General features: G+C 71.4%; 6 protein-coding genes. 2 read left to right on the top strand and 4 right to left on the bottom strand.

What is annotated here, in order from left to right; genetic code table 11:
• Positions 1-18 precede the first annotated feature (18 nt).
• The 4 genes from FNH09_RS41950 to rsmI all read right to left on the bottom strand — a co-directional run bounded on the left by FNH09_RS41950 (position 19) and on the right by rsmI (position 4333).
• Complete coding sequence (locus tag FNH09_RS41950) at positions 19-1530, bottom strand: ubiquitin-like domain-containing protein (protein ID WP_420802835.1); 1512 nt, start codon at positions 1528-1530, stop codon at positions 19-21.
• A 337-nt stretch (positions 1531-1867) separates the two neighbouring features.
• Complete coding sequence (locus FNH09_RS41945; protein WP_152895111.1) at positions 1868-2752, bottom strand: TatD family hydrolase; 885 nt, start codon at positions 2750-2752, stop codon at positions 1868-1870.
• A 47-nt stretch (positions 2753-2799) separates the two neighbouring features.
• A complete protein-coding gene (locus FNH09_RS41940; RefSeq protein ID WP_152895110.1) occupies positions 2800-3195 on the bottom strand; it encodes a hypothetical protein in 396 nt (131 codons plus the stop codon).
• A 289-nt stretch (positions 3196-3484) separates the two neighbouring features.
• Positions 3485-4333 (bottom strand): 16S rRNA (cytidine(1402)-2'-O)-methyltransferase, encoded by an 849-nt coding sequence (rsmI, locus tag FNH09_RS41935; protein WP_162469907.1) that lies wholly within the window; start codon positions 4331-4333, stop codon positions 3485-3487.
• Between the two features lie 96 nt (positions 4334-4429).
• On the opposite strand from rsmI, the gene FNH09_RS41930 reads away from it, so the two are divergent.
• Together FNH09_RS41930 and FNH09_RS41925 are read left to right on the top strand one after the other, a co-directional pair.
• Complete coding sequence (locus FNH09_RS41930; protein WP_162469906.1) at positions 4430-6181, top strand: phospholipid carrier-dependent glycosyltransferase; 1752 nt, start codon at positions 4430-4432, stop codon at positions 6179-6181.
• A gap of 292 nt (positions 6182-6473) precedes the next feature.
• On the top strand, positions 6474-8627 hold the full coding sequence (locus FNH09_RS41925) for a SpoIIE family protein phosphatase (RefSeq protein ID WP_152895109.1): 2154 nt from the start codon (positions 6474-6476) through the stop codon (positions 8625-8627).
• Positions 8628-8732: the final 105 nt, after the last annotated feature.

Here is an 8732-nt window from a genome sequence, read left to right as displayed (position 1 = left end):
GCCCCCGCCCCGGTCCGCTCACCCGTGCAGCCGTGCCCCGCAGTGCGGCCAGGGGCTCGCGCCCTGCCGTACGTACAGCCGCTTGGCCCGCCGGGTCTGCTCCGCGGCCGGCGCGTCCTGCGGCCGTCCGCTCCCGCCGAGGCTGCGCCAGGTGTGCGTGTCGAACTGGTAGAGCCCGCCGTACGTCCCCGACCGGTCGACGGCGTCCGGCCGCCCGCCCGACTCGCAGGCCGCGAGGCCCTTCCAGTCGAGGTGGTCGGCGCCGCGGACCGACGGCGGCAGCGGCTTCGTGCCCACCCGGACCAGCTGGGTCCGCGGCTCCCGCACCCGCTCGGACCGCAGTCGCCGCGGCTTCTGCCGGACGCCGTTGACGGTCCGCAGGGCGTACGTGATGCGCCGCAGTCCCGGCCGTCCGACCCGCTCGACGATCTCCGTGCCCCGGAACAGCGAGGCGTCGGCGGTGCGCCGCACCTCGAACGGGATCGCCTCCTCCCGGATCTCCCGGCCGCCGGTGATCCGCAGCACGGTCACCGTCTGCCCGTCGCGCGGGAAGCTCCCGGCCGGGACCGAGACGGTGTCCTGGCCGTGCAGGGTGATCCCGGCCTGCTCGACGGCCTCGGCCACGGTCGCGGCGTTGGTGCGCACGGTGCGGGCCCGGCCGTCCGCCATGATCGTGACGGCGCGTTCGGTACGCACGTCCAGCGCGAGCCCCTCCCGCCCGATGCGCCGGTGCCGCGCGGCGGACAGATACGCGCCCTCCACCCGCACCCCCAGCTGTTCCAGCGCCTCCTGCACGGTGTGCGCCGTGGTCCACACCTCGGCCCGCCGGCCGTCGACGGTGAGCCGCACCGGCCGTCCGTAGCGCACCGCGATCTCCTGGCCCGAGGCCAGGGGCGTGCCGGGGGCGGGCGCCACCGAATCGTGCGCTCCGACCCGGACGCCCTCCTTCGCGAGCAGCTCGGTCACGTCGTCGGCGAAGGTGTGCAGGGTGCGCGGCCTGCCGTCGACGTCCAGCTCGACGGCCTTGTCCTTGGCGACGAAGGCGGTGGTGCCGCCGGCCAGGACGGCGACGACCAGCGCCCGCGGGAGCAGTCGGCGCACCTGGCCGTCCATCCGCCCGGCATACCCGAACCTGCGCCGACGCGGGGAGCGCCGGTCCGCCGTGACGCGCTCGACGAGCGTGGGCGCCTCCGCACCCGGCGGGCGCAGCGTCTGCCGCGGCAGCGTGGCGTCCTCCGACCCGCCGTACACGCTGTGGGACCTGTAGGGCTCGTAGGACCCGTGGGTCCCATGGGGTCCATGGGACCCATGGGACCCATATCCCTCGTACGCTCCATGCGTCTCGTAGGACTGGTGCGCCTCGTGCACCTCGTCCGTCTCGAACGCTTCGTACGTCCCGTACGCCCCGTACACGTCGTACGGCTCGTGGGCCTCATGCGTCCGGGGCGTCTCATAGGCGGGCCGGTAGGTGTCCTGGTACCCGCCCTGGTACGCGTCCTGGTACATGTCCTGGTACGTGTCCCGGTACATCCCCAAGGGCTCGTACGCCCCGGGCGCCGCGTACACGCCGTACGCCGGCGTCTCGGCGCTGTGCAGGTCGAAGCCGCCGTGGGGGCCGGCCTCCGGGGCCGGAGGGACGGGGTCGGGGCCGCCGTATCCCTCGTACCCCCGGTAGGGCTCGTACGCCTGATACCTCTCGTACTGCGAGTTGCTCACGCCGACACGCTCCACAGGGCCAGACGGGTCTGGATCGGGCCCCCAGAACCTAGCGGAGCGGCCGTCACTCTCCAAAGCCTCGCAATTACGCACAGTCGTGCCCGGGGTGAGTGCCGGCCGCCGCGATTACGGCCCTGTGGTTACGGACCGGTCACATCGCGTAGTCGAAGGCGCGGGCCGTGTTCGCCGCGAGGGCTCCCGCCAGCGCGTCCTCGTCGATGCCCCGCACGGCGGCCAGGGCGCGGACCGTGACCGGAATGAGATACGGGGCGTTGGGCCGTCCGCGGTACGGGGCCGGGGTCAGGAACGGCGCGTCGGTCTCCACCAGGAGCAGTTCCAGCGGAGCGACGGCGACGGCGTCCCGCAGGTTCTGGGCGTTCTTGAAGGTGACGTTGCCCGCGAAGGACATGAAGTACCCGGCGCTGGCGCAGATCCGCGCCATGTCGGCGTCGCCGGAGTAGCAGTGGAAGACGGTCCGCTCCGGAGCGCCCTCCTCCTTCAGCACGCGCAGCACGTCGGCGTGGGCGTCGCGGTCGTGGATGACCAGCGCCTTGCCGTGCCGCTTGGCGATCTCGATGTGGGCGCGGAAGGACCGCTCCTGCGCCTCCTTGCCCTCGGGGCCGGTGCGGAAGTAGTCGAGTCCCGTCTCGCCGACGCCCTTGACCTGGGGCAGCCCGGCCAGCCGGTCGATCTCGGCGAGCGCCTCGTCGAGCGCGGCGGTGCCGCCCGGGGTGCGCGCGCCCTGCCGCGACCAGCCGTCGGGGTCGCCGTGGACGATGCGCGGGGCCTCGTTGGGGTGCAGGGCGACCGTCGCGTGGACGCTGTCGTGGGCGGCCGCGGTCTCGGCCGCCCAGCGCGAGCCCTTGAGGTCACAGCCGACCTGGACGACCGTCGTGACCCCCACCGACGCGGCCTTCGCGAGGCCCTCCTCGACGGTGCCGGACTGCATGTCGAGGTGAGTGTGGGAGTCGGCGACCGGCACCCTGAGGGGTTCCGGGAGCGGCGGCGCCGCGTTCTTGTCGTCGTTCGAAGGCATGCCCCGATCCTACGAAAGGGGCATGCCGTCCCAGGTCGTGCGGGGCGTCAGCTCACCCTGCGCTGGAACGGGTGCAGGAGATCGGACAGGTGCCAGTGGTGCTCCGCGGGCTTCGGCGGCGCGCTCTGCTGCTCCGGCCGCTCCTGCGTCCGGTGCGGGTGCCGGTGCAGCAGGTCCTGCACGAAGGACACCTGGCCCGCGCGCATGATCCGTACGACGTTGCCGTCGCAGTTCACACAGGCGGGACGGCTCAGCGGGGACGGCACGACCCGGCCGCCCGCCACGTAGAGCACGAACTCGTGGCCGTCGGCATCCGTGTGGTGCTCGATCTCGTACGACTGTTCCCAGCCGTGCCCGCACCTCATGCAGGCGAAGGAATAGGACTCGTTGACCACGGAAGTCGCTCCGTCGCGAAGACCGGTCTGCCCTGCGATCTCACTCATGCCAGCTCCTGCTGTCCGCTGGACGAGCGCCCCCGGCGAGGGAGTTCCCCCCGGAACCCCGGTGGAGGCGAGGGACGGGTGCGTCCCTGCCTCCAGTGGACGCCTCCACCGGCGCGAATGCATCAGGACTGTCGAGTGTTGGACCCGATTTGGACCTTCCTTGCCGAAACGGTCTCGGCGGGCGGCCTGGGCTTTGCCTGACACGCGCACCCTTTGCCCGTGCATGGGGCGCCCGCTCATGGGAGAAGCGCCCTGCTCAGAGGGTGTACGGCACCCGGCGCGCGACGCCTCAGCGCCCGGCGTTCTTCGCCGCGACCACCGCGTCGAACACCTCGCGTTTGGGCAGACCGGCCGCCGCGGCCACCGCCGCGATCGCCTCCTTGCGGGGCTCCCCCGCCTCCTCGCGCACCCGCACCCGGCGCACCAGTTCCTCGGCGTCGAGCTCCTGCCCGCCCCGCTCGGCCGCCCCCTCGACGACGACGGTGATCTCGCCCCGCACGCCCTCGGCGGCCCACGCGGCCAGCTCGGCGAGTCCGCCGCGCCGGACCTCCTCGTACGTCTTGGTCAGCTCACGGCAGACGGCGGCCCGCCGGTCGGCGCCGAAGACCTCGGCCATCGCGGCGAGGGTGTCGTCGAGCCGGTGCGGGGCCTCGAAGTACACCAGGGTGCGGCGCTCGTCGGCGACCTCGCGCAGCCGGGACAGCCGCTCACCCGCCTTGCGCGGCAGGAAGCCCTCGAAGCAGAAGCGGTCGACGGGCAGCCCGGACAGCGCCAGCGCGGTCAGCACGGCGGACGGTCCGGGTACGGCGGTGACCTTGACGTCCTTCTCGACGGCCGCGGCGACCAGCCGGTAGCCGGGGTCGGACACGGACGGCATGCCCGCGTCGGTGACCAGCAGCACCCGGGCGCCGCCCACCAGCGCCTCGACGAGTTCCGGCGTGCGGGCCGCCTCGTTGCCCTCGAAGTACGACACCACCCGCCCCTTGGGCATCACGCCCAGGGCCTGGGTCAGGCGCCGCAGCCGCCGGGTGTCCTCGGCGGCGACGACGTCGGCGTCGGCCAGTTCCGCGGCGAGCCGGGGCGGAGCGTCCTGAATGTCGCCGATGGGGGTGCCTGCCAAGACAAGGGTTCCAGTCACGTCACCATCCTCCCAGGGGCCGGACCAAGGGGACGCATCCGGACCGGTACCGCCCTTGCACGGGACTCACACAGAAGGGTTCCCTACGATGGCGCGGTGACCAGTACCGCGTCCTCCACGGACATCCGGCAGGGCCGGGCCCCGCACGACCAGCAGCCGTCGTGGCAGCAGCGGCTGCGGCGATTCGGCTACTCGGCGCAGGCGTCGGGACCCGCGAGCGACGTCCGCGAACGGCTCGTGCCGCCGTACGCCGAGCCCAGCCCCCGGCTGTGGTCGGCGCTCGGCCTCCCGCCCACCCTCGCCGACCGCCTCCGACGCTGGTCGGGCTGGGGTGGTCCGCTGCTGGTCACCCTGTTCGCGGGGGTGCTGCGGTTCTGGCACCTGGGCAGCCCGAGGGCGGTGATATTCGACGAGACGTACTACGCGAAGGACGCGTGGGCGCTCGTCCACCGCGGGTTCGAGGTCAACTGGGACAAGAACGCCAACGACCTCGTGCTGTCCTCCCACGGGCATCTGACCGTCCCGGTGGACGCGGCCTACGTCGTGCACCCGCCGGTCGGCAAGTACGTGATCGGGCTCGGCGAGCTGATCTTCGGGTTCGATCCGTTCGGCTGGCGGTTCATGACGGCGCTGCTCGGCACGCTCAGCGTGCTGGTGCTGTGCCGGGTCGGCCGCCGGATCTTCCGCTCCACCTTTCTGGGCTGCCTGGCGGGCGCGCTGATGGCGGTCGACGGACTGCACTTCGTGATGAGCCGCACCGCGCTGCTCGACGGCGTGCTGATGTTCTTCGTCCTGGCCGCGTTCGCCTGTCTGGTCATCGACCGCGACCGGGCGCGCGCGAGACTCGCGGCGGCGCTCCCCGAGGACGCGGACGGTCTGGCCCGGCCGAACGCGCTCGTCGCCGAGACCACCCGGCTCGGCCTGCGGCCCTGGCGCTGGGCGGCCGGTCTGCTGCTGGGCCTGGCCATCGGCACCAAGTGGAACGGCCTGTACATCATGGCGGCGTTCTGCGTCATGACGCTGCTGTGGGACGTCGGCTCCCGCAAGGTCGCCGGCGCGCGCAACGCGTACACGACGGTCCTCAAGCGGGACACCGGCCTGGCGTTCCTGGCCACCGTGCCGGTCGCGATCGCCACGTACATCGTGTCCTGGACCGGCTGGATCCTCTCCGCGGACGACGGCTCCGGCGGCTACTACCGCAACTGGGCCGTCACCGACGGCAAGGGCAGCAGCTGGTCCTGGCTGTTCCCGGACTGGTGGCGCAGCCTGTGGCACTACGAGCACGAGGTCTACAACTTCCACGTCCACCTCTCCTCGCCGCACACCTACCAGTCGAACCCGTGGAGCTGGCTCGTGCTGGGCCGCCCGGTCTCGTACTTCTACGAGTCCCCGCTGCCCGGCACCGACGGCTGCCCCTCCGACGCGAGCGAGAAGTGCGCGCGCGAGGTGCTGGCGATCGGCACGCCGATGCTGTGGTGGGTGGGCTGCTTCGCGCTGCTGTACGTGCTGTGGCGCTGGTTCTTCCGCCGTGACTGGCGCGCGGGCGCGATCGCCTGCGGCATCGTGGCCGGCTACCTGCCCTGGTTCATGTACCAGGAGCGGACGATCTTCCTCTTCTACGCCGTCATCTTCGTGCCGTTCCTGTGTCTGGCGGTGGCGATGCTGCTCGGCGCGATCGTCGGGCCACCGGGCTCCACCGAGACCCGCCGGGTCGCGGGCGCGACCGGCGCGGGCGTCCTGGTCCTGCTGATCGCCTGGAACTTCATCTACTTCTGGCCCCTGTACACCGGCCAGGCCGTCCCGATCGACGACTGGAGATCGCGGATGTGGCTGGACACCTGGGTCTAGCTGGGACAACGACCGAGAGGGCGCAGCAGGCTGCTGCGCCCTCTCGGTCGTTGTCGGTCGTCATTGGTTCTCGTTGGTCGCCCTCGGACGGCCCCGGGACGGCCCAGCGCTCTGACCCGGCAGATTTGCAGTCCCCTCAGGGACGCGTTTCACAAGTGCCGCTGACCTGCACAGACGAGCGCTCCGGTCGGCCTCCCCCGTGCGAGTGGGCAAGGCACTCGGCGTGATGCAGAACTACGATTGACCGGTGACGGCGAGGCGCTCCCGGCGACACGACCGGCCTGAATGGTCGGTGGTTCGGCCGGAATCGTGGCCGGACGGCCGGGACGCGCCTGGTCTCAGCCCGAAGGACGCGTTCGAAGAGCTGGACGACGGCCTGCTGCAAGCCGTTCAGGAGGCTGCAGCAGCCGCAGGGGCGCTGTACGTCCTCGCACCGGACAGGTGGACGCTTTATCTGCACGCGCAGATCGACCTGCCGACGGGTGCGGTGCCGCACCGTTCCCGGCTCGTGCGGCCAAGCCCGATGCCGGTCACGGACGCGGTGAAAAACGGCTGTGCCGTCGAGCTGGACAGCTCGGAAGAGCTGGCCAGCCGCTATCCACGGATGGCCCTCACCGCCCCACAGTATTGCGCGGCGGCCGCCATACCGTTGATGGGCGACGAAACAGCCCAGGGCGCCATCCTGCTCTTCTGGGGACCCGAGGACTACGAACGCCTCACGGCCGGGCAGCGTGACCGCCTGGAGGCGGCCGGCCGCCGACTCGGCCGGATCGTGGAAAAGGCTGCCGACGCCGACGCCACCTCGACCGCCCGCCCGCGGCCCAGGAATCTCCAGCGCTCACCGCTCCATGCCCCCACGCATGACGAGAACCTGGCCGCAGCAGCTTTGGCCGAACGCCTGCCCGACGGATTCGTCTGCCTCGATCGTGACGACCGGATCACCTTCCTGAATCAAAAGGCGGCGAAGTTCCTGGACAGCAGCGTCTCGGAACTGCTGGGGGCCACACTCTGGGCTGCCATGCCCTGGCTGCGGACAGCCCATCTGGAGGATGAGGTCCGGGTCGCAACGACGAGCCGGAAGCCGACCGCCCTGCTGGTGCGCCGCCCGCCCGACGTCCTGCTGCGCATCCAGCTCTACCCCGATGCCGGCGGTACCACCATGCGGGTCGAGCTCTGCGACGAGCTGCTGAGTACACGTAGCTCGCTGCCGGGGCCCGTAGAGATGTCCCCGCGCACGGGCCGTATGCACCAGATGCTCTACCTGGCCACCGCCCTCGCCGAGGCGCGTGGGGTACGCGACATCGCCGACCAGGTCTGCTGTCAGATCGCGCCGGTCTTCGAGGCCGACTCCGTGGCCTTCTTCCTGGCCGAGGGGGAGCGCCTGCGGCTCATCGGCGGCACCGGGTTGGACCCGAACATGTTCGGAGACTCCGACACCACCGCTCTGTCTTCCACGGGCTTCAGCAGCCGGCTCATCACCCACGTCCTGCTGTCCGTGCGGCCGCACTTCATCTCCTCACCGGAAGAAGCACGTCGGATCGCGCCCGGATTCATCTCGTCATCAGGCAGCAACGCCTGGGCCGTCCTGCCGCTGCTCGCATCCGGCACCGTCATCGGCTCCTGCGTGCTCGGGTACGAACACCCCAGGACGTTCCCCGGCAACGAGCGCGCCGCGCTGGTCTCCCTGGCCGGGCTGGTGGCGCACGCCCTCGACCGGGCCCGCCAGTACGACCTGGAGCACACCCTCGCACGCAGCCTCCAGGAAAGCCTGCTGCCGCACACGCTGCCGCACGTAGCCGAACTGGATCTCGCCGCCCGGTACCTACCGGCGACCCGCGAGATGGACGCGGGGGGCGACTTCTACGACGTACTTCTCCTCGATGACGGCACCGTCGGCGCCGTCATCGGCGACGTGCAGGGGCACAACGTCGCCGCCGCCGTTCTCATGGGCCAGGTCCGCACAGCGGTCCACGCCACCGCCGGACCCCGGCCCAGCGAGGTCCTCACCCGCACCAACAAGGTGATCACCGACCTTGACCCAGGGTTGTTCGTCAGCTGCGTCTACGCCCAGATCGACCTGCACAAGCAGCTGCTCTCGGTGGCCTCCGCCGGCCATCCTCCGCCGATCCTGCAGACACTCCCCGGAAACGCAGAAGTTCTCGACGTGCCTCCGGGGCTGCTCCTGGGAATCGACGCAGCCGCCGATTACCCGGCGGTCACCGTGCCCTTCCCGCCCGAATCCGTACTCGGCTTCTACACCGACGGACTCGTCGAAAAGCCCGGCGTCGACATCGCCGAATCCACCGCCGCTCTGGTCAGCTGCATCGCGGCCGCGGAATACAGCGACGTGGACCACCTCGCCGATGTGGTCGTGCAACTCGCGTCCCCACAGACCGACGACATCGCCGTCCTCCTCATGCGCTCCAAGGGCTGGCCGATGTTGTAAAGGAACACGGGCGACCGGAGAGCGAGATCTTTGGGCGGGCGAGCGCACCGGTGCCGCGAAGCCACGTGTCTAGGACCTGGTGGGCGTACCGGGAGGGCGCGGCGG

Source organism: Streptomyces adustus (genome assembly GCF_009377175.1).
Classification (GTDB): Bacteria; Actinomycetota; Actinomycetes; order Streptomycetales; family Streptomycetaceae; genus Streptomyces; species Streptomyces adustus.
The sequence above is the reverse complement of the archived record's forward strand: the minus strand, read 5'-3'. Positions and strand labels throughout refer to the sequence as shown.

What these genes read in the sequence shown, in the direction of transcription:
- FNH09_RS41950 (WP_420802835.1), bottom strand. Translation starts at nt 1,530, where the DNA reads ATGTACCGGGACACGTACCAGGACATGTACCAGGACGCGTACCAGGGC.
- FNH09_RS41945 (WP_152895111.1), bottom strand. Translation starts at nt 2,752, where the DNA reads ATGCCTTCGAACGACGACAAGAACGCGGCGCCGCCGCTCCCGGAACCC.
- FNH09_RS41940 (WP_152895110.1), bottom strand. Translation starts at nt 3,195, where the DNA reads ATGAGTGAGATCGCAGGGCAGACCGGTCTTCGCGACGGAGCGACTTCC.